Source organism: Mesorhizobium sp. AA23, assembly GCF_001672435.1.
In the GTDB taxonomy this organism is placed as follows: Bacteria; Pseudomonadota; Alphaproteobacteria; order Rhizobiales; family Rhizobiaceae; genus Mesorhizobium.
The window spans coordinates 258,533-278,883 of the sequence record NZ_LYTP01000028.1; the positions used below are offsets into that span (position 1 = coordinate 258,533).

14 protein-coding genes are annotated in these 20,351 nt (G+C 64.8%); 4 read left to right on the forward strand and 10 right to left on the reverse strand.

Annotated features, from left to right (window positions below; all coding sequences use genetic code 11):
* The 4 genes from A9K66_RS21005 to A9K66_RS21020 form a co-directional block, all read right to left on the reverse strand.
* Positions 1–1,077 (reverse strand): D-alanine--D-alanine ligase family protein, encoded by a 1,077-nt coding sequence (locus A9K66_RS21005; RefSeq protein WP_067327741.1) that lies wholly within the window; start codon positions 1,075–1,077, stop codon positions 1–3.
* A gap of 18 nt (positions 1,078–1,095) precedes the next feature.
* The gene (locus tag A9K66_RS21010) at positions 1,096–1,710 is read right to left on the reverse strand and encodes a hypothetical protein (protein WP_067327743.1); all 615 of its coding nucleotides are present in this window, start codon (positions 1,708–1,710) and stop codon (positions 1,096–1,098) included.
* A gap of 216 nt (positions 1,711–1,926) precedes the next feature.
* A complete protein-coding gene (locus A9K66_RS21015; RefSeq protein ID WP_067327745.1) occupies positions 1,927–3,981 on the reverse strand; it encodes a bifunctional aldolase/short-chain dehydrogenase in 2,055 nt (684 codons plus the stop codon).
* A gap of 84 nt (positions 3,982–4,065) precedes the next feature.
* A complete protein-coding gene (locus A9K66_RS21020; protein WP_067327747.1) occupies positions 4,066–5,031 on the reverse strand; it encodes a sugar-binding transcriptional regulator in 966 nt (321 codons plus the stop codon).
* 203 nt (positions 5,032–5,234) lie between these two features.
* Between A9K66_RS21020 and A9K66_RS21025 the strand changes: the two genes are divergently transcribed.
* From A9K66_RS21025 to A9K66_RS21040, 4 genes are all read left to right on the forward strand, one after another.
* On the forward strand, positions 5,235–6,875 hold the full coding sequence (locus tag A9K66_RS21025; RefSeq protein ID WP_067327749.1) for an acyl-CoA synthetase: 1,641 nt from the start codon (positions 5,235–5,237) through the stop codon (positions 6,873–6,875).
* Positions 6,876–7,142: 267 nt separating this feature from the next.
* Complete coding sequence (locus A9K66_RS21030) at positions 7,143–7,748, forward strand: TetR family transcriptional regulator (protein WP_067327751.1); 606 nt, start codon at positions 7,143–7,145, stop codon at positions 7,746–7,748.
* Positions 7,749–7,802: 54 nt separating this feature from the next.
* Entirely contained in the window at positions 7,803–8,969 is a 1,167-nt protein-coding gene (locus A9K66_RS21035; RefSeq protein ID WP_067328010.1) for an efflux RND transporter periplasmic adaptor subunit, read from the forward strand.
* Between the two features lie 242 nt (positions 8,970–9,211).
* Entirely contained in the window at positions 9,212–12,361 is a 3,150-nt protein-coding gene (locus A9K66_RS21040; RefSeq protein WP_067327753.1) for an efflux RND transporter permease subunit, read from the forward strand.
* Between the two features lie 102 nt (positions 12,362–12,463).
* On the opposite strand, the gene A9K66_RS21045 is transcribed toward A9K66_RS21040, so the two are convergent.
* The 6 genes from A9K66_RS21045 to A9K66_RS21070 form a co-directional block, all read right to left on the reverse strand.
* Positions 12,464–13,090, reverse strand: coding sequence for a sarcosine oxidase subunit gamma family protein (locus A9K66_RS21045; RefSeq protein WP_067328011.1), 627 nt, complete (start codon positions 13,088–13,090; stop codon positions 12,464–12,466).
* Positions 13,083–16,064: a sarcosine oxidase subunit alpha gene (locus tag A9K66_RS21050; RefSeq protein WP_067327754.1), complete on the reverse strand. Its 2,982-nt coding sequence runs from the start codon at positions 16,062–16,064 to the stop codon at positions 13,083–13,085. The genes A9K66_RS21045 and A9K66_RS21050 overlap by 8 nt, the downstream gene beginning before the upstream one ends.
* On the reverse strand, positions 16,064–16,339 hold the full coding sequence (locus A9K66_RS21055) for a sarcosine oxidase subunit delta (RefSeq protein WP_067327756.1): 276 nt from the start codon (positions 16,337–16,339) through the stop codon (positions 16,064–16,066). The genes A9K66_RS21050 and A9K66_RS21055 overlap by 1 nt, the downstream gene beginning before the upstream one ends.
* A gap of 10 nt (positions 16,340–16,349) precedes the next feature.
* Positions 16,350–17,603: a sarcosine oxidase subunit beta family protein gene (locus A9K66_RS21060; RefSeq protein WP_067327757.1), complete on the reverse strand. Its 1,254-nt coding sequence runs from the start codon at positions 17,601–17,603 to the stop codon at positions 16,350–16,352.
* 70 nt (positions 17,604–17,673) lie between these two features.
* Entirely contained in the window at positions 17,674–18,981 is a 1,308-nt protein-coding gene (glnT, locus tag A9K66_RS21065) for a type III glutamate--ammonia ligase (RefSeq protein ID WP_067327758.1), read from the reverse strand.
* Between the two features lie 37 nt (positions 18,982–19,018).
* Complete coding sequence (locus tag A9K66_RS21070) at positions 19,019–20,347, reverse strand: FMN-binding glutamate synthase family protein (RefSeq protein ID WP_067327759.1); 1,329 nt, start codon at positions 20,345–20,347, stop codon at positions 19,019–19,021.
* Between the last annotated feature and the right edge of the window lie 4 nt (positions 20,348–20,351).

Sequence of the window (20,351 nt, forward strand, 5' to 3'; positions counted from 1 at the left end):
TCAGGTAGATCGGGCGGCACGCGCCAGCCCATGCGCCACCAGCCGGTCGATGACTTCCGGGTAGCTGATGCCGCTTGCCGCCATTGCCTTGGCGTACATGCTGATGTCGGTGAAGCCCGGAATGGTGTTGAGCTCGTTGATCAGGAACGTCATGTCCGGTCTCACGAAGAAGTCGACGCGCGCCATCGCGTCGCAACCCAGCGCGCGAAACGCCTTCGCCGCCGTCTCGCGGATCTCGCCTTCGATCGTCTCGGGCAGTTCGGCGGGCACCTTAAGTGCTGCTCCATCCTTATCGATATATTTGGCGTCATAGCTGTAGAAGCCGTGGCTTTCGGACGGCACGATCTCGCCGGGACGGGAGACGAAGAGGCCACCTTCCGTGTCCTCAAGCACGCTGCATTCGATCTCGCGGCCGCGGATGAATTCCTCCGCCAGCAGCTTGCCGTCGTGCCTGAAGCCTTCGGCGAGCGCTGTCTGATAGCCCGTTTCGTCGGAGACCTTGCTGACGCCGACGGAAGAGCCCTGGCGGGCCGGCTTGATGAAGACCGGGAGTCCGAGCGCCTGCTCGATCTCCGCGAAGCCAGGCGCGGCCTCGGGCAGGATGGTGCTGGACCGTGCCGTGGGCAGGCCGGCCGCCTTCAGTAACCGCTTGGCGATATCCTTGTCGAGCGCCGTGGCCGAACCGAGAATGCCGCAGCCGGCAAGCGGCACGCGCGCCACCTCCGCCAGTCCTTGCGCGGCGCCGTCCTCGCCATGGAGACCGTGCAGGACGGGAAACAGAATGTCGATCGCGGGCAACTCGTAAGGCGGCCCTTCGGCCGGAACGGCCAGCATTCGGCCATGCCCGCCGGGCACCAGACAGACCTCCGCTCCGTTCGACGGTGTCGCCAGCGCGCCGTCCTCGAAGCGGCTGAGCAGCCATTGCCCTTCGCGGGTGACGAAGATCGGAACGGCATCGTACTTCCCCGGCTCCAGCGCGCCCATGACATTGTTCGCCGAAAGCACCGACACGTCGTGCTCGGCGGACCGCCCGCCAAAGAGCACACCAATACGCAGTCTTTTTTCGGCCATCGACATCTCCACAATGCTCAAGGATCAGAAACCGACGGCGATGCCGCGCCGGGCGAAAAAGCGGTCGAAACTGGCGAGCGGTAGCGTGACGTCCGCCTGGCTCTGCCTGACGTGTCCCGAAGGGTTGTGGAAGCGGATTTCGCCTGGCGAGGCGGCCGTCACCAGTACCAGATGCCCGCCTTTCGACGGCGGCTCGCGCTCGGGCCAGCGGATGCCTGGATGAACCGAGGCGATGAAGTAGCGCCACTTGCAAAGCAGACCGGGCACCGTGGCCGCATCGACATTCGTCATCGTCTCGGCGAGCAGGCCGAAACGTTCGCGCACGAACCGGACGAAGGGCTCGTAGATCAGCCCCTTGATCGTACCGTCGCCTTCATTGACGACATAGCCGCCATAGGCCGTGCAGGCGCGGGCGAGCTCAAGCGTCGGATGAATTTCGCCGCGCGCGGCAAGGATCATCTTCAGGCAGGCCATGCCGCAGACATTCACCGCCCAGCGTGCATAATCCTCAATCGTTTCGGCGCCGGAATTGCGCCACAGCAGGTCGCGGTGCAGAGCCGATGGTCCCTCCGCCAACAGCGGCAGAGTCATGCCGGGCGATTCCCACTGGCTGAAATAAGGCACTTCCCTGGTTTGCATAGCGGCTCCAGCTTTGTGTCCCGCAAGCGAGGGGCAAGGCACCCCCTTAAAGCTGTTCGAGCAATAAGCAAAAGATTTGCGCGGATTTTGACCGGTTGGAGCAGTTTTCCAGCAGACGTGAAATGGGCTTCAGTCCTGACCTGGGTCGCGACACGGAGAGAGTGGTCCGTCGTTCTGGGAAAGCCACGGACCGCTCAGGGAGATCTCCTTGTTTCTTCAGCGCAGCGCCGCGGCAATATTGCCGCCGTCCACCGTCGTCACGTCGGCCGTGGTGCGTTCGGCCAGTGCCTGATGCAGGAAGGCTTGCGCCACGTCGTCGGCCGTCACTTCCTGGCCGAGCAGATTGCCGGACATGTATTCCTTTTCCGAGACACCGCGCGCGCCCGAGCGGCTGGCAATCATGGCGTCGGTCAAAAGCCCGGACCGGATGCGGTCGGCGTTGACCGCGTTCGAGCGGATGCCGTAGGCGCCGTAGTCCAGGGCATACTGGCGCGACAAAAACAGCGTCGCCGCCTTGGGAAGGCCGTAGGCGCCGAATTTCGGCCCGGGATTGACCGCCTGCTTGGAGGTGTTGAACAGCAGCACGCCGCCCGTGCCCTGTTCGAGCATGATGCTCACCGCGTTCTGCGCCGCCGACTGGTGGGCGAAGAAGTTGAGCTCGAAGCTCTTGCGCAGCAGCGCGTCGTCGATTTCGCCGATCCGGCCTTCCCAGGCCGCGCCTGCATTCGAGACCAGGATGTCGACGCCGCCATAGACCGCGACCGCCTTGTCGAAGGCGGCGCGCACCTCGGCCGGGCTGGTGATGTCGGCGCCGACCCCGATCGAATTGTTACCCGCCGCCATTGCCGCTTCCGCGGCCTTGGCCGGATCGAGATCGACGATGACCGCATGCGCACCGTTTGCGGCGAACAGCTTCGCCGTCGCGGCGCCGATCGCCCCGGCGCCGCCGGTGATCAACGCCACCTGGCCGGTCAGCGGCTTCGGCTTGTTCGAGGCGAGCTTGGCCTGCTCCAATGACCAGTATTCGAGCGGGAAGAGGTCGGCCTTGGAGAGCGGCTGGAAATTGCCGATGGCTTCCGCGCCGCGCACCGCCTCGATCCACATCTCGCCGACATCGGAGGCGATTTTCGCGTCCTTCAGCGTGCGGCCGTGGCCGAACATGCCGAGGCCCGGCACCAATGTCAGCCGCGGCATCGGGTCGAGCATGGTGCGCTTGACGTCATCCAGCGCGTCGTTGGTCTCGAAATAGGCGCGGTAGTCCTTGGCGAAAGCCTCGACATGGCTGCGGACGGCGGCCTTGTAGTCGCCGAGCTTGTCGGCGTCGGGAGCCGGGACCGCCATCGGTCCGGTCTTGATGCGGATCGAAAGATCGGGCGTCGACACGCCGCGTCCGGCCAGCTCGGCGATCCTGGCCGAATTGATGAAATCGACGATTGCATCCGAGGTGCGGAAATCGCTGATCATGCGGTCGAAGCGGCCTTCGCCGCGCGCCACTGCGACAGCGCCGCGCAGAGTCGGCGCGATGTCGCTCGCCTTGGCGAGCTTTACCGGCAGCGCCGCCTTGGTCGCCTGCGGCTTGCCGTTCTTGGCGATATAGTCCTCGGCGATGGTCACATAGTGGATCATGCGGTCATAGGCCTGCTTGGCATCGTCGCCGAAGGTGAAGATGCCGTGCTTGTCGAGGATCAGGCCTTCGACGCTGGGGTCGGCGTCAAAAACGTCCGCCGCGACCTTGGCGAGCTCGAAGCCCGGTTTGATGTAGGGCACGTAGCCCATTTTGTCGCCGAACACCGTCTTCACCAGCGCCTTGCTGTTCTCCTGGTCGACGATGGCAAGGATCGCGGTTGAATGCGTATGGTCGACGAATTTAAGCGGCAGAAAGGCGTGCAGGAGTGTCTCGACCGATGGATTCGGCGAGGCGGGGTCGATGAGATTGGAACGCTGCAGCGCCACCATGTCCTCGTCGGAGAGCGTGTCCAGCGCGCGCGCCTTGAGCAGCGCCCCCATCTTCACCGCCGGCAAGCCTTGCGGCTCGATGACGGCCATGTCCCAGCCGCTGCCCTTGACGCAAAGCACGTCCCATTCGTCACCGACCAGATCGGTGGCCTTGGTCTTGCAGGAGGTATTGCCGCCGCCATGCAGCACCAGCCGCGGCTCGCCGCCGAGCAGGCGGGTCGTGTAGACGCGCAGCGCAAGGTCGCGGCGGACGCCCTGCTTGGCGTAGTCGGCAACCATCTTTTCCGCGTCAGCGTCGTTCCAAAGGTTCTTCATGTCGTTCCGTCCGATTCCGTATTTTGTCTGCTCATGAACAGGAAGCCGCGACGTCTTGATGACAGACGCGGCGAGGGTGGTTTCCTACGAGGCCTTTTTGCTGACCGCGCCGGCGTGATCGAGGAGGCGCCCCGCCATATGTGCGCCGACCACCAGATGCGTGCAGAGGCCGCCGGCGATTGCGGCCAGCAGCGGCTCGAACTTGCTGTCCTCCTGCACCACCATCAGCCGCTTCCCGATGGCGCGTAGCGAGGCGAGCTCGGCGGAAATGACCCGCCGGTTGTAGCTACAGTCGAGCGCCTCGCCGCTTGCATCGATGATCTGTCCGGCGATGACGCCGGCCGCGCCTTCCTTGCGGAGCGCGGCCATTTCGGCCGGCGTCAGCGCGCCGCATTTGACCAGATGGCTGTCGGCGTCCACGGCGCCGACGGAATAGAGCGCGAGATCGCAGTCGCTGATGCCGGCAAGCTGGTCGCGGATCACCGGCTCGGCGCGCAGGCCCTGTGCCAATTCTTCCGTGGACAGCACCAGCGGCGCGTAAAAGTTCAGACCCTTGGCGTTCAGCCGCCGCGCGATCTCCATCGTGCACTGATCGGGTCGGTAGGAATAGGGCGCGCCGAGATTGCCGCAGAGCTGCACCACGGTGACGTCCTGTAGATCGGCATAGGACATGATGTCGGCGATGGTGTAGACCGTGCGGCCCCAGGCGACTCCGATGCGGTCGCCCTTACTCACCAGTTCCAGGAAGACGCTCGCCGCCAGGACGGCGATGTCGGTCGACGGGTCGGCGACATAGGCGTTTTCCGGCGCGATCCAGACGGTGTCGAGCTTGAAGGCGTCCTCCAGCCTGCGTGCCATGACATCATCGGTGAAAAGCTGCGTCGAGGTCGAGATGTTGACGATGCCGGTCTCGCGCGCCTTGCGAAGATACATGGCGACCGATGCGCGCGAAATCTTAAGCTGGTTCGCCACCTCGTCCTGGCGAAGGCCATGCGCATAGTAAAGCCAGGCGGCCTTGTGGATGAGCTGTTCTGCCGGTCGGATCGCCATGCCGCCTCCTCGGCTGACATTAGTCACGGCTCTCGACAAAAGTCAAATCCAGCCTGCTGGGTTATTCGTCCTCCGGAGCCGGCATGTTCCGGGCTGCTCTTCTACCGAGCGCTCATGTCATAGCATTTCCCGGTCGTTCAGGGGGATGGCATGATCGCGGGCCTGCGGTTAGAAAGCTCGAAAAGACTTTTGGGGAGGATGGGATGGCCAATCCCTACGAACAGGATCTCGAACGGAACGCCGCCAACCACCAGCCGCTGACGCCGCTCACCTACCTTGAGCGGGCGGCCAAGACCTATCCCGACCATGTCGCCATTATCCACGGCAGCCAGCGCATCTCTTATCGCGATTTCTGGCGGCGGTCGCTGAAGCTCGCCTCGGCGCTGTCGAGGCATGGCATCGGCAAGGGGGATACGGTAACGGTGATGCTGTCGAACACGCCGCCGATGCTGGAGGCGCATTTCGGCGTGCCGATGGTGAAGGCGGTGCTGCATTCGCTGAACACCCGCCTCGATGCCGCCGTCATCGCCTTTCAGCTCGACCATGCCGACACCAAGGTGCTGATCGTCGACCGCGAGTTCTCGGGCGTGGTCAGGGCGGCGCTGGCATCGGCCAAGGCCAAGCCATTGGTCATCGACTATGACGACCCCGACTACGCCGCCGATGCGCCCTATCCGAAGGGCGAGCGGATCGGCTCGCTCGACTATGAGGACTTCGTCGCCGGCGGCGACGAGGCTTTTGCATGGTCGATGCCCGACGACGAATGGGACGCCATCTCGCTCAACTATACTTCCGGCACGACCGGCAATCCAAAGGGCGTCGTCTACCACCATCGCGGCGCGGCCCTGATGGCCTACACCAACACCATCCACGCGGGCATGGCCAAGCACGCCGTCTATCTCTGGACGCTGCCGATGTTCCACTGCAACGGCTGGTGCTTTCCCTGGACGCTCGCCGTGCAGGCCGGCACCCATGTCTGCCTGCGCTGGGTACGGGCAAAGCCGATCTATGACGCCATCGCCGACCATCGCGTTACCCATCTTTGCGGCGCGCCGATCGTTATGTCGGTGCTGATCAACGCGAAAGACGAGGACAAGCGCCAGTTTGCCCAGACCGTCACCTTCAACACGGCCGCCGCGCCGCCGCCCGAGGCGGTGCTTTCCGGCATGGCCGATGCCGGCTTCGCCGTCACCCATCTCTACGGCCTGACCGAGACCTATGGGCCGGCCGTCGTCAACGAATGGCACAATGAGTGGGACGAGTTGGAGAAGGGCCCGAGGACAGCGAAGAAGGCGCGCCAGGGCGTGCGCTACGCCGCGCTGGAAGGGTTGACCGTGATGAACCCCGAGACGATGGTCGAGACGCCGGCCGACGGCCAGACCATCGGCGAGGTCATGTTCCGCGGCAATATCGTTATGAAAGGCTATCTGAAGAACCGCAAGGCGTCCGACGAGGCTTTTGCCGGCGGCTGGTTCCACTCCGGCGATCTCGGTGTCATGCACCCGGACGGCTACATCCAGCTCAAGGACCGCTCCAAGGACATCATCATCTCAGGCGGCGAGAACATCTCGTCCATCGAGGTCGAGGACGCGCTCTACAAGCACCCGTCCGTCGCCTCTTGCGGAGTGGTTGCCCGCGCAGACGAGAAATGGGGCGAGGTGCCTGTCGCCTATGTCGAGCTGAAGCCCGGCAAGGTTGCGACCGAGGCCGAGATCATCGAGCATTGCCGTGGGTTGCTCGCCCGCTTCAAGGTCCCGAAGGCGGTGGTGTTCGCCGAGATTCCGAAGACGTCTACGGGGAAGATCCAGAAGTTCAGGTTGAGGGAAATGGCGAAGGGGGCGTAGTTCACTCCCTCCAACATGGCCTTGATGTCGACAGTTTGCGCCAGCAGCCGCGACGTCTGTGCGCGTCGCTTCGCTCCTTGCTTCGCCCTAGGATGAGGACGGCACAGGGCGTCATTGGCCAACCGCCAACGTCGCTCATTGGCCCCTCGCAACTGTCACCATCTGTCACCATTTTGTACGCGTATATCGATTCCGCGTTGACTCCGGGCCGCTTTCGATTTACGAGTGACGAAAATTGAAATTCGTCACTCGTAAATCGAAAGCACCATGTCAGAACCCGCCAACATCGTGGCCGACCCCGCCAGACAGGAGAATGTGACGCGCATTCTCGACTGTGCCGAGCGCCTGTTCCGGCATTACGGCTACGGCAAGACCAACGTTGCCGACATTGCCCGCGATCTCGGCATGTCGCCGGCCAACATCTACCGCTTCTTCGCCTCTAAGGTCGAAATCCACCAGGCCGTCTGCGGCCGCATGCTCGGCGCCAGCTACGCGATGGCCTACGAGATTTCGCGCCTGCCGATTAGCGCGGAGGAGCGGCTGCGCCGTTACGTTCACGCCCAGTACAAGATGACGCTGGAAGTCATGCTCGACGACCAGAAGGTGCATGAGATGGTGATCGTCGCGCTCGAGCGCGACTGGGGCGTCATCGACAAGCATGTCGACCGCATCCACGACCTGCTCGCCGACGTCATCCGCGACGGCATAGAGGCCGGCGAGTTCAGGAAGCAGGACCCGGTGATCGCCTCGCGCTGTTTCGGCGCCTCCACCGTCATCCTGTGCCATCCGCAGATGGTCGCCCAGTGCCTTGCCAAGACCAACCGGGCAATGCCGGACGACCTTATCGACTACGCAATCAGAGCCTTGAAATAGCCGCTGCCCCGCCGGGTGCCGGTCGACGTTTATCTCCAGTTCGGGAGTGCTAAGGTGTCTTTGTCCAGTTCCATCCTCCGCAGGCTGCCGGCCGCCGGCCTCCCAGTCGTCGGCGTCGTTGTCGCGGCGCTCGGGCTTGCCGGCTGCAGCCAAGAGAAGAAAGCGGAAGTCCAGGAAGTCATCCGGCCGGTGAAGGTCGTCGAGATCGGCGAGGCCGAGACCACGCGCCAGCTCGACTATTCCGGTTCGGTGCGCGCCCGCACCGAGATGAATCTCGGCTTCCGCATCGCCGGCAAGGTCACCGAGCGTCTCGTCGACATCGGCCAGCATGTCAACGAGGGGGATGTGCTTGCCCGGGTCGACCCCTCCGACTACGAGCTGTCGGTGAAGAGCGCCGAGGCGAGCCTCGACGCCGCCGAGCGGCAGGTCGAGACCGTCGATCTCGCCAGGAAGCGCGCCGAGCAGCTCTATGCCAAGAACTTCGCGCCTAAGTCGCAGCTCGATCAGGCCGTTCTGAGCTATGATCAGGCCGTGGCGACGCGCGATGCCGCCCGTTCGACCCTGGCCCAGGCGCAGAACCAGGTCCATTACACCGATCTCAAAGCCGGCAAGGCCGGCATCGTCACCGCCATCTCGGCCGATATCGGTCAGGTGGTCGGCGCCGGCACGCCGGTCATGACGGTTGCCGTCGACGGCGAGAAGGAAGTGCTGATCGCGGTGCCGGAAATGGACATCGCCGGCTTCCGGCCGGGCAAGGAGGTCAAGGCGAGCTTCTGGTCGGACGAGGCGCTGACCCTTGACGGCAAGGTCCGCGAGGTGGCCGGCAGCGCCGACCCGCAGTCGCGCACCTTTGCGGTCCGGGTGTCGCTGCCCAACGATCCGCGGGTGCTGCTCGGCATGACCGCCAATGTCGCGGCGACCGTCGGCAGCAAGGCGCAGCTGGTGTCTGTCCCGCTGACCGCCATGGCTGAGAAGGACGGCAAGCACATCGTCTGGACGGTCGACCGCGCGTCTGACACGGTGCATCCGCGCCCGATCAAGGTGGCGAACTTCACCGCCGACGGCGTTGCCGTTGCCGAAGGTTTGAAGCAGGGCGACGTGGTGGTGGCCGCCGGCACACAGTTCATGACCGACAATCTGAAGGTGAAGCCATCCGGCGATGCCACCCAGCAGTCCGCCTCGGCGGAGGATGACATCGCCGCCACCAGCAGCCTGCGCTAACCAGGCGAAAGAACGCCTTTCCCGACCTCGCTGCGTGAGCCGCGAGCCGGGCAGGGCATGGGTTCCGGGCGGCGAAATCGCCCGATCGACGAGACGCGGCATTGGTATCCCCCGCACCACGGCCACGTCGAGCGCGATTGCGAGTCTCTCTCCGCTTGAGGTGCTCGCCGCCCGGAAGCCCACCGAGAACTCATGAGCCGCAAGGCATGCTGCCTTGCCGCCAATTGGACTGGACCTGCGCCATGACCACGGACAGCAGCACTGAAAAGCGTCCCTTCAACCTCTCGCGCTGGGCGATCGGGCATCCGAGCATCGCGCGCTTCCTGTTTGGCCTCATTATCCTGGCCGGCGCGCTCGGCCTGATGCGCATGGGCCAGAAGGAAGACCCGGACTTCACCTTCCGCGTCATGGTCGTGCAGGCAGTCTGGCCGGGCGCCTCGATCCAGGACATGGAAGACCAGGTCGTCAACAAGATCGAGCGCAAGCTGCAGGAGACGCCGCATCTCGACTTTGTCCGCTCCTACACCCGCGCCGGCAGCGCCATCATCACGCTCCAGGTAAAGGGCGACACCAACGCCGAGGAGGTGAAGGATGCCTTCTACCAGGTGCGCAAGAAGGTCGGCGATATCGCCAACGAACTGCCGCAGGGCCTGCTCGGCCCCTATTTCAACGACGAGTTCGGCGACACCTTCATCACGCTGCATTCGATCAGCGGCGACGGCTTCACCTATCCCGAGCTGAAGAAATTCGCCGTTCAGGCGCGCGACATGCTGCTGGCGACGCCGGGAGTCGAAAAGGCCGTCATCATCGGCGACCAGCCCGAGAAGATCTATATCGATGTGTCCTCCAAGGCGCTCGCCGAGCGCGGCCTGACGGTGCTTGACCTGCAGAATGCCGTGAAAGGGCAGAACGCCGTCGATCCGGCGGGCTCGGTCGATACCGGCTTGCGCTCGGTTCGCATCTCGGTCGAGGGCGACGTCACCAAGGCCGCCGATATCCGCGAGCTGAGGCTGCGCGCCGGCAATCAGGTGACGCGTCTTGGCGACATCGCCACGGTCTCTTCCGGCCTCGAGGACCCTTATGAGCGCAAGTACCGCTTCAACGGCCACGAAAGCGTCCAGGTCGGCGTCGTCATGGCCAAGGGCTTCAATGTCAGGGACGTCGGTAAGGATGTCGAGGCGACCTACAAGCGCTTCGAGGAAGGTCTGCCCTATGGCGTTGCGGTCGACCAGATCTCCGACCAGCCGGAGGTGGTCAAGGATGCCGTCAACGAATTCATGGAGGCGCTCGGCGAAGCGTTGCTGATCGTTCTCGTCGTCTCGTTCCTGTCGATCGGCTGGCGCTCCGGCCTGGTGATCGCGATCGCCATCCCGCTGGTTTTAGCCGCCACCTTCGCCATCATGTACGAGATCGGCATCGACCTGCAGCGCATCTCGCTCGGCGCGCTGATCATCGCGCTCGGTCTGCTGGTCGACGACGCCATGATCGTCGTCGAGATGATGGAGCGCAAGCTGGAGGAGGGGCTGGTCAAGATCGAGGCGGCGAGCTTCGCCTATTCCTCGACCGCCTTCCCGATGCTGACCGGCACGCTGATCACCACCGCCGGCTTCATCCCGGTCGGCTTCGCGGCCTCCACCGCGGGCGAATATGTGCGCACGCTGTTCTATGTCGTCGGCATCGCACTGGTCGTGTCGTGGTTCGTCGCGGTCTATTTCACGCCCTGGCTGGGCTACATGATGCTGAAGCAGCGCAAGCACGCCGGCACCCACCACGACGTCTTCGACACCGGCTTCTACCGGCGGCTGCGTGCGACGGTCACCTGGGCCGTGCGCCACCGCATCATCGTGCTGGCGATGACGCTGGTCACTTTCGGCACCAGCCTCTGGGCCTTCCAGTTCATCCCGCAGAACTTCTTCCCACAGTCGTCACGTCCGGAAATCCTGGTCGATCTCTGGCTGCCGGAAGGTACATCGATCAAGGAGGTCGAGAACCAAGCCAAGGCTCTCGAAGCGAAGATGATGGACGACGAGGACAAGCGCTTCATCGCTACCTATATCGGCGAGGGCGCTCCGCGCTTCTTCCTGCCGCTCGACCAGCAGCTTCGCAATCCGAACTTTGCCCAGCTTCTGGTGATGGCCAAGGATGAGCCGGCGCGCGAGCGGCTGATCGTCAAGATGCGAGGCATCCTCGCCAAGGACTTCCCGTCGATCCGCGCCAAGGTCGATCGTTTGTTCCTCGGGCCGCCGACCGGCTGGCCGGTGCAAATGCGCATCATGGGGCCGGATCGCCAGGAGGTGCGCCGCATCGCCGACGAGGTGAAGGCAAGGTTCGAAGCAAACCCGCTGCTCGGCGCCGTCCATGACGACTGGCTGGAGCCGGTGCCGGCGATGAAGCTGGTGATCGACCAGGACCGAGCCCGGGCACTAGGCGTCACATCGCAGCGCATTCGCCAGATGCTGCAGGCAACCATGTCCGGTGCGCCGCTCGACGATTTCCGCGACGGCGAAGAGACGGTCTCGATCGTCGCCCGCGAGCCGGAGGCGACCCGTCATCTGCTGTCCTCGGTCGACTCCGTCTACATCCCGACCGACTTCGGCGGCTCCGTGCCCCTGTCCCAGGTGGCGAAAGTGGTGCCCGTGATGGAGCAGGGCATCGAGTGGCGGCGCGACCGTCTGCCGACCATCAGCGTGCGCGCCACGTTGCCGGATGGCGTGCAGTCGAACGACGTCGTCACCAAGATGTACAACGACATGAAGGACCTGCGCGCCGGCCTTGCCCCCGGCTACAAGATCGAGATCCAGGGCGGCGCGGAGGACTCGGCCGAAAGCCAGGCCTCGATCGCCGCCAAGGCACCGATCATGCTGGCCGTCATCGTCATCTTGCTGATGGTCCAGCTGCAGCATTTCGGCAAGTCGATGCTGGTGCTGGCCACCGGCCCGCTCGGCATCATCGGTGCCGCGGCAGCCCTTCTGATCAGCGGCGCGCCCTTCGGCTTTGTCGCCATCCTCGGCGTCATCGCGCTGCTCGGCATCATCATGCGAAACTCGATCATCCTGGTCGACCAGATCGACCAGGACATCGCCGCCGGCATGGATCGATCGGAAGCGATCGTCGGCGCTGCGGTGCGCCGCTTCCGCCCGATCATGCTGACGGCGCTGACCGCGGTGCTTGCGCTGATCCCGATCTCGCGCGCCGTCTTCTGGGGGCCTCTGGCCTACGCCATGATGGGCGGCATCCTCGTCGCCACCGTGCTCACCATCCTGGTGCTGCCGGCGGGCTATGCCCTGTTCTTCGGCCGCGAGCCCAAGAAGGCCAAGACAGGCGAGCAGGCGCAGGAGCCGGAACAGGTCGAAGGCATCGAAAGACCGCAGCTGGCGCTGGCTGCGGAATAAGAAGGTGGCAACCTCGAATCATCCGCCATCGGCGAAAGCCGGTGGCGGATGATGCGCATCGAAAGAACGCCTCGCGCCGCCGCGGCGCGCTCGGCGAGGCGCCTACGCCAATTCCTCGGAATGCGCGACCGTCACGCCATACTCCGCGGCCGAGTCGAGCATCGTATGCCACAGGCTTTCGGCAAAGGTTGCGAATACCAAGAGGTTGAACACGGCCTGGCCGTCTTGTCGGTTCTTCCCGCGCCAGAGCGTCACGCTGGTATGGTCGATCGAGGTGGCGGCTGCCGTGCCGACCGGGAATATTTCGGGGTGCAGGTCGATCGACGACAGCTTGGCCAGCATCGTGCGCGCCTTGTCGCCGGAAACGCTGATCAACGCGCGCGCATGTGATTGATCGGAAAGCGAGGCCAAACTGGCAAACACGCGGGCAAGGGTCTCCATCCTTTGCCCGCCGCCTCTCGACAGCACCAGAAACTGGTCCGGTCCTGACCAGATCAGCGTCGCGTCGGCCGTGTCGGCCGCCTTGGGTGTTTCCGGTGCGGCGACGCCGAAGCGAGCCTTCGCGGCATTGACCGTCTCGGCCGCCTTGCCGCGACGCGCCATCACCTGAACGAGGTCGAAATTGCGGATCTCGGTCAGCGACACGCCGGCTTCGCCCGGCGCGCCATAACGGCCGGCGACCAGGGCGCGCTCGAGCGGGCTGCGGATGTTCCAGGAAAAATCAGCCACGCTGGCGCCCTCCATCCGGATCGTAGAAGACGGAATTGCAGAGCTCGACATCGTACTCCTCGCCACGCAGCGGATCATGAGCGCGCACGATCTCACCAATGCGCGCACGGCCACGCTCGACGAGGCCGAGCCCGATCCACTGGTCGAGCACCGGTGAGAAGCAGACCGAGGTGATATAGCCCTGGTCGTTGTCTGGTCCGGGGGTCTCGCCCTTGGGAACGATGTGCGCGCCGGAGCGTAGGCGGCGCGCCTTGTCGGTCGGCTTGATGCCGACGACCACCTGCCGGTTCGGCGCGACGAGTGCTTCGCGGCCGGCCATGACGCGGCCGATGAAATCCTTCTTGGTCGACATCATCTTGCCGAGACCGAGATTGGCAGCCGTTGTGGTGCCGTTGAGCTCCGGTCCGGCGACATGGCCTTTTTCGATGCGCATCACGCCGAGCGCCTCGGTGCCGTAAGGCGTCACGCCGAACGGCTTTCCCGCGATCATCAGGTTGCGCGCCAGAGCCTCGCCGTAGCGCGCCGGCACCGAAATCTCGAACGCCATCTCGCCGGAGAAGGAGATCCGGAACAGCCTCGCCTTGAGGCCGCCGCGCAGCTTGACTTCGCGCGCGCCCATGAACGGAAAGCCTTCGTTCGACAGGTCTTCGGCCGGATCGACGATCTCCTTCAGCAGATCGCGGGTCTTCGGACCGGCGATGGAGAATTGCGCCCACTGGTCGGAGACCGAGGTCAGCTGCACGTCGAGTTCGGGGAATAGGACCTGGCGGCAGAATTCGAGATGCTGCATCACCAGCCCAGCCTTGGCGGTCGTGGTTGTGAGGAAATAATGGTCCTCAGCCAGGCGCGAGGTGGTGCCGTCGTCATAGACGACACCGTCCTCGCGCAGCATCAGTCCATAACGCGCTTTGCCAACTGCGAGGCTGGAGAACGCGTTGATATAGACGCGGTCCAGGAAGGCGCCGGCATCCGGGCCGTGCACGTCGATCTTGCCCAGCGTCGAGACATCGCAGAAGCCGACGCCGCTTCGCACCGCCTTGACCTCGCGGGTCACCGATTCCAGCCAGTCTTTTTCGCCGGGCAACGGATACCATTGCGCGCGCTTCCACAGGCCGGTGTCGACGAACACCGCGCCCTGTTCGGCCGCCCAGTGATGCGACGGCGTCAGCCGCGTCGCATGGAAATTCTCGTCGCGATGGTGACCGGCGAAGGCGCCGATGGCGACCGGCACATAAGGCGGCCGGTAGATCGTCGTTCCGGTTTCGGGAATGGATTTACCCGACACCGCCGCCATGATGGCGAGGCCGGCGACATTCGAGGTCTTGCCCTGGTCGGTCGCCATGCCGAGCGTCGTGTAGCGCTTCAGATGCTCGACCGACTCGAAACCCTCGCGCTGCGCCAGCTCGACATCGGACGCCGTCACGTCATGCTGCTGGTCGACGAAGGCCTTGCCTTTGCCGGCGACATGCCAGAGCGGCGTCAGCGAAAAGGCCTCGTCGTCGGCGAGGGGCGCCGATCCGGCGTTGCCGCTCCGTCCCGTATCGCGCGCCGCTGCAACACCTGCCTCGAAACCTTCCCGCAGGCCGGCGCCAAGGCCGAAGGCGCCGTTCGCCGCGCCTGCCGCCACCATGCCGGGCGGCGCGCCGTCCGGCACGAAGGCGGCGATATCGTCGCGCCATTTCGGCCGGCCGCGATGATAGGAGGTGAGGCCGACCGCCGGGTTCCAGCCGCCGGAGACGGCAAGCCCGTCGGCCTCGACTTCGGCGCGCGCGCCGCCGGTGAGCGACACGGAAATCTTGCGCACACCGTTCTTGCCGCCGTCGACGCCGCTGACGGAGCCGTTGAGCACCGGGAAGCCGCCCTTGCCGGCCAGCGAGCGATGGGCCGGCGAAACGTCTGGCCGCCCATCGATCACCGCAGCGACCTGCAGTCCGGCTGCGATCGCCGCCTCCACGGTGCGCCAGCCATCCTCATTGTTGGTGAACAGCGCAATGTGCCGCGCCGGAGCCGCGGCGTAGCGGTTGATGTAGCTGCGCATGGCGGACGCCATCATCACGCCAGGCGTATCGTTGCCGGCAAAGACGATGGGACGTTCGATCGCGCCCGCCGCGACGACGCAGCGCTTGGCGACGATACGCCAAAGCCGCTGCCGCACCTGATGCTCCGGCGGTACCGGTAGATGGTCGTTGACGCGCTCGATCGCGCCATAGGTACCGCCGTCATAGACGCCGAACAGCGTCGTGCGCGTCATGATGCGAACGTCCGGCATCGCCGCGAGTTCGTCCAGAGAACGGGCAATCCATTCGGCCGCCGGCAGCCCGTCGATCGTACCGCCATCGCCCAGCAAGCGCCCGCCGAGGACAAAATCCTCCTCGCACAGGATGACGCGTGCGCCGCAGCGCGCGGCGGCAAGGGCGGCGGCGAGGCCGGCCGGACCGGAGCCGGCGATCGCCACGTCGCAATGCGCCCACGCTTTGTCATAGCGATCGGGATCGGGAATGCCCGCCGCGCGGCCGAGGCCGGCGGCGCGGCGGATCGCCGGTTCGTAGATCGCTTCCCAGAATTTCGCCGGCCACATGAAGGTCTTGTAGTAGAAGCCGGCGACGAAAATCGGCGCGAAGAGCTGGTTGACCGCCATGACGTCGAAATTGAGCGACGGCCAGCGGTTCTGGCTGGCGGCCTCGAGCCCTTCATAGAGCTCGGCGGTCGTTGCCTTGGTGTTCGGCTCGCGCCTCGCGCCACTGCGCAGTTCGACCAGAGCGTTGGGCTCTTCCGAACCCGCCGTCAGGATGCCGCGCGGGCGGTGATATTTGAACGAGCGGCCGACCAGCTTGACGCCGTTGGCGACGAGCGCCGAGGCAAGCGTATCGCCCTGGAGGCCGGAGAGTGTCTTACCGTCGAAGCGGAAGCTGAGCGGCGCCGAACGGTCGATAAGGCCACCGGCGGACAGACGGTTTGCCTGGTTGCCGCGCATCAAGCACCAACCTTGGCGGAGCCGGCGCCCGCCGCCGGCTCGACAGCCGAAATCTCATGCGTCAGCGTGTTGCGCTTGACCTTCAGCCAAGCCCGGCAGCCGCCGCCGTGATACCAATGCTCGCTCATCACACCGGCGATGTTGTCGCGCAGGTAGACGTAGTCGTAGACGGCGTCTTCACCGGCATCGGCAGGCGGGCGCTGCGGCTTGGCGTCGCCGAGATAGGTGAACTCGCCGAGTTCGCGTTCGCCGCAGAAGGGACAGACTATGCGCATGGTCGGGTCTTCAATGGAGGTTCGGTTGGGCGCCCTGGCCCTTCTCGTCAATCATGGCGCCGCGCTGGAACCGGTCGAGGCGGAAGCGGGCGGCTTCCTTGTGCGATTGATCGCGGGCGATGAGATGAGCAAAGACGAAGCCGGAGCCAGGCGTCGCCTTGAAGCCGCCATAGCACCAGCCGGCATTGAGATAGAGGCCGTCGACCGGGCTCTTGTCGATGATCGGCGAGCCGTCCATCGACATGTCCATGATGCCGCCCCACTGGCGCAGAAGCCGCACGCGGCCGATCATGGGGATCAGCGCCATGCCGCCTTCGCAAACATCCTCCACGACAGGCAGATTGCCGCGCTGGGCATAGGAGTTGTAGCCGTCGATGTCGCCGCCGAACACCAGCCCGCCCTTGTCCGACTGGCTGACATAGAAATGCCCGGCGCCGAAGGTCATGACGTTGGGCAGGAGCGGCTTGATCGCTTCGGAGACGAAGGCCTGCAGTACATGGCTCTCGATCGGCAGGCGCAGTCCGGCCATCGCCGCGACGCGTGAGGAACTGCCCGCGACCGCCATGCCGACCTTGCCGGCGCCGATCCGGCCGCGCGAGGTCTCGACGCCGGAGACCTTGCCGTTGGTGTCGCGCATGAAGCCGGTGACTTCGCAGTTCTGGATGATGTCGACGCCGAGCTCGCTCGCCGCGTGCGCGTAGCCCCAGACCACGGCATCGTGACGTGCCGTGCCGCCGCGTCGCTGCAACAGCCCGCCCTGCACCGGGAAGCGCGCATTGTCGAAGTTCAGGAACGGCATCATCTTCCTGAGCGCCGCCTGGTCGAGCAACTCGGCATCGATGCCGTTGATGCGCATGGTGTTGCCGCGTCGGGCAAAGGCGTCGCGCTGCGCGTCGGAATGGTAGAGGTTGATGACGCCGCGCTGGCTGACCATCGCGTTGTAGTTCAAATCCTGCTCCATCCGCTCCCACAGCTTCATCGACAATTCGTAAAAGCCGGTGTTGCCGGGCAGGCCGTAATTGGAGCGGATGATGGTGGTGTTGCGGCCGGCATTGCCGGAGCCGATCCAGCCCTTCTCCAGCACCGCAACGTTGCGGATGCCAAACTCGTTGGCGAGGAACCAGGCGGTCGCCAGCCCGTGCCCGCCGCCGCCGATGATCACCACGTCGTAGAGATCCTTCGGAGCCGCATCCCGCCAGGTCGGCTTCCAGGTCTTGTGGCCTGAGAGGGCGGCACGGGCGAGCGAGAAGATCGAGTATTTCATGAAATCATTCCGAGGCCGCTCGCCCACGCCGACTCTTCTCTATCGCATCGGATTGCACGGCCGACGGGCTTTAGATGTCCAGCGTGTGGTCGCGCTCCCACTGCGTGAAGTGCGAAGCATAGGAATTCCATTCCTGTTGCTTCAGCTTTAGATATGCCGACGAAAATTCCTCACCCAGCGCCGCCTTCAGCGATTTGTCCTTGTCGAACTCACGCAGCGCATCGAGCAGGTTGAGCGGCAGTTTCGGCGCATCCGTCACGGTATGACCGAACTGGTACATGTCGATGTCGTAGCGCTTGCCGGGATCGGCCTTCGAGCGGATGCCGTCGAGGCCGGCAGCGATGATCACTGCCTGCAGCAAATAGGGATTGGCGGCGCCGTCCGGCAGACGCAGCTCGAAGCGGCCCGGTCCCGGCACGCGCACCATGTGGGTACGGTTGTTACCGGTCCAGGTCACCGTGTTTGGCGCCCAGGTGGCGCCCGAAATGGTGCGCGGCGCGTTGATGCGCTTGTAGGAATTGACCGTCGGATTGGTGATCGCGGCAAGTGCCGAAGCATGCTTCATGATGCCGCCGAGGAAGTTCCTGCCCTTGGCGGACAGGCCGAGCTCCTCCGAATTGTCGGCGAAGACATTGGTCTTGCCGGTCTCGTCCCACACCGAGATGTGCGCATGGCAGCCATTGCCGGTCAGGCCCTGGAAGGGCTTGGGCATGAAAGTCGCGCGCAGCCCGTGGTTTTCCGCAACTGACTTGACCATAAACTTGAAGAAAGAGTGCTTGTCGGCGGTCGCCAGCGCGTGATCGAAGGTCCAGTTCATTTCGAACTGGCCGTTGGCGTCCTCATGGTCGTTCTGGTACGGACCCCAGCCCAGCGCCAGCATATGGTCGCAGATCTCGGCGATCACGTCGTAGCGGCGCATCACCGCTTGCTGGTCGTAGCAGGGTTTCGACGCCGTGTCGTACTGGTCGGAGATAGCGCTGCCGTCCGGCGAGATCAGGAAGAACTCGGCCTCGATGCCGGTCTTGACATGCATGCCGTCGCGGGCGGCCTCTTCGATCAGGCGCTTCAGCGTGTTGCGCGGCGCCTGGTCGACGAGCTTGTCGTCCATCACGCACGTAGCCGCCACCCAGGCTACCTCCGGCTTCCACGGCAGCTGGATCACCGAATCCGGATCCGGCACCGCCAGCATGTCGGGGTGCGCCGGCGTGAGATCGAGCCACGTGGCGAAGCCGGCAAATCCGGCGCCGTCCTTCTGCATGTCGGCGATCGCCTGCGCCGGCACCAGCTTGGCACGCTGCCCGCCGAACAGGTCGGTGTAGGAGATCATGAAGTATTTGACGCCGTTCTCCTTGGCGAATGCGGCGAGATCGTTCCCCATTATAGTTCCTCGCTTATGTGATCCTGGATGGTGTGTCCTAGAAGCCGTTCTTCCCCGGTATCCAGTTGGTACCGGCAAGCGGCACGCCGGCCATGGCGGCTGCTTCGATGCTGAGCGCGACCAGGTCCTCGGGCTCGAGATTGTGCAGGCTGTTCTTGCCGCAGGCGCGGGCAATGGTTTGAGCCTCGAGCGTCATCACCTTCAAGTAGTTGGCGAGCCGCCGACCGCCGGCGATCGGATCGACGCGCTTCATCAACTCGGGATCCTGCGTGGTGATGCCGGCCGGGTCCTTGCCTTCGTGCCAGTCGTCATAGGCGCCGGCCGTGGTGCCGAGCGCGTTGTAATCCGTCTCCCAGCGCGGGTCGTTGTCGCCAAGCGCCACGAGTGCGGCGGTGCCGATCGACACCGCGTCGACGCCGAGCGCCAGCGCCTTGGCGACATCGGCGCCGTTGCGGATGCCGCCGGAGACGATCAGCTGCACCTTGCGGTGCATGCCGAGGTCCTGCAGCGCCTGCACCGCCGGCCTGATGCAGGCGAGCGTCGGCTGACCGACGTTCTCGATGAATACTTCCTGGGTCGCGGCGGTGCCGCCCTGCATGCCGTCGACCACGACGACGTCGGCGCCGGCCTTCACCGCAAGCGCGGTGTCGTAATAAGGACGGGCGCCCCCGACCTTGACGTAGATCGGCTTCTCCCAGTCCGTGATCTCGCGCAGCTCCAGGATCTTGATCTCGAGATCGTCCGGGCCGGTCCAGTCGGGATGGCGCGAGGCCGAGCGCTGGTCGATGCCCTTGGGCAGCGTGCGCATCTCGGCGACGCGGTCGGAGATCTTCTGTCCCAGCAGCATGCCGCCGCCGCCGGGCTTGGCGCCCTGTCCGACGACAACTTCGATCGCGTCGGCACGGCGCAGGTCACGCGGGTTCATGCCGTAGCGCGACGGCAGGTATTGGTAGACCAGCGTCTTCGAATGGCCGCGCTCTTCCTCGGTCATGCCGCCGTCGCCGGTAGTGGTCGAGGTGCCGGAAAGCGTCGCGCCTCGGCCGAGCGCTTCCTTGGCCGGACCGGAGAGCGAGCCGAAGCTCATGCCGGCGATGGTGATCGGGATCTTCAGCTCGATCGGCTTTTTGGCGTGGCGCGAGCCCAGCACCACGCTGGTGTCGCAGCGCTCCCTATAGCCTTCAAGCGGATAGCGCGAGATCGAGGCGCCGAGGAACAGGAGGTCGTCGAAATGCGGCAGCTTGCGCTTGGCGCCGGCCCCGCGGATGTCATAGATGCCGGTCGCGGCCGCGCGGCGTATTTCGGAAAGCGTGTAGTCGTCGAAGGTCGCGGACTTGCGTGGCGTCGTCGGCGGGTTGCGGTAGGTCATCTTG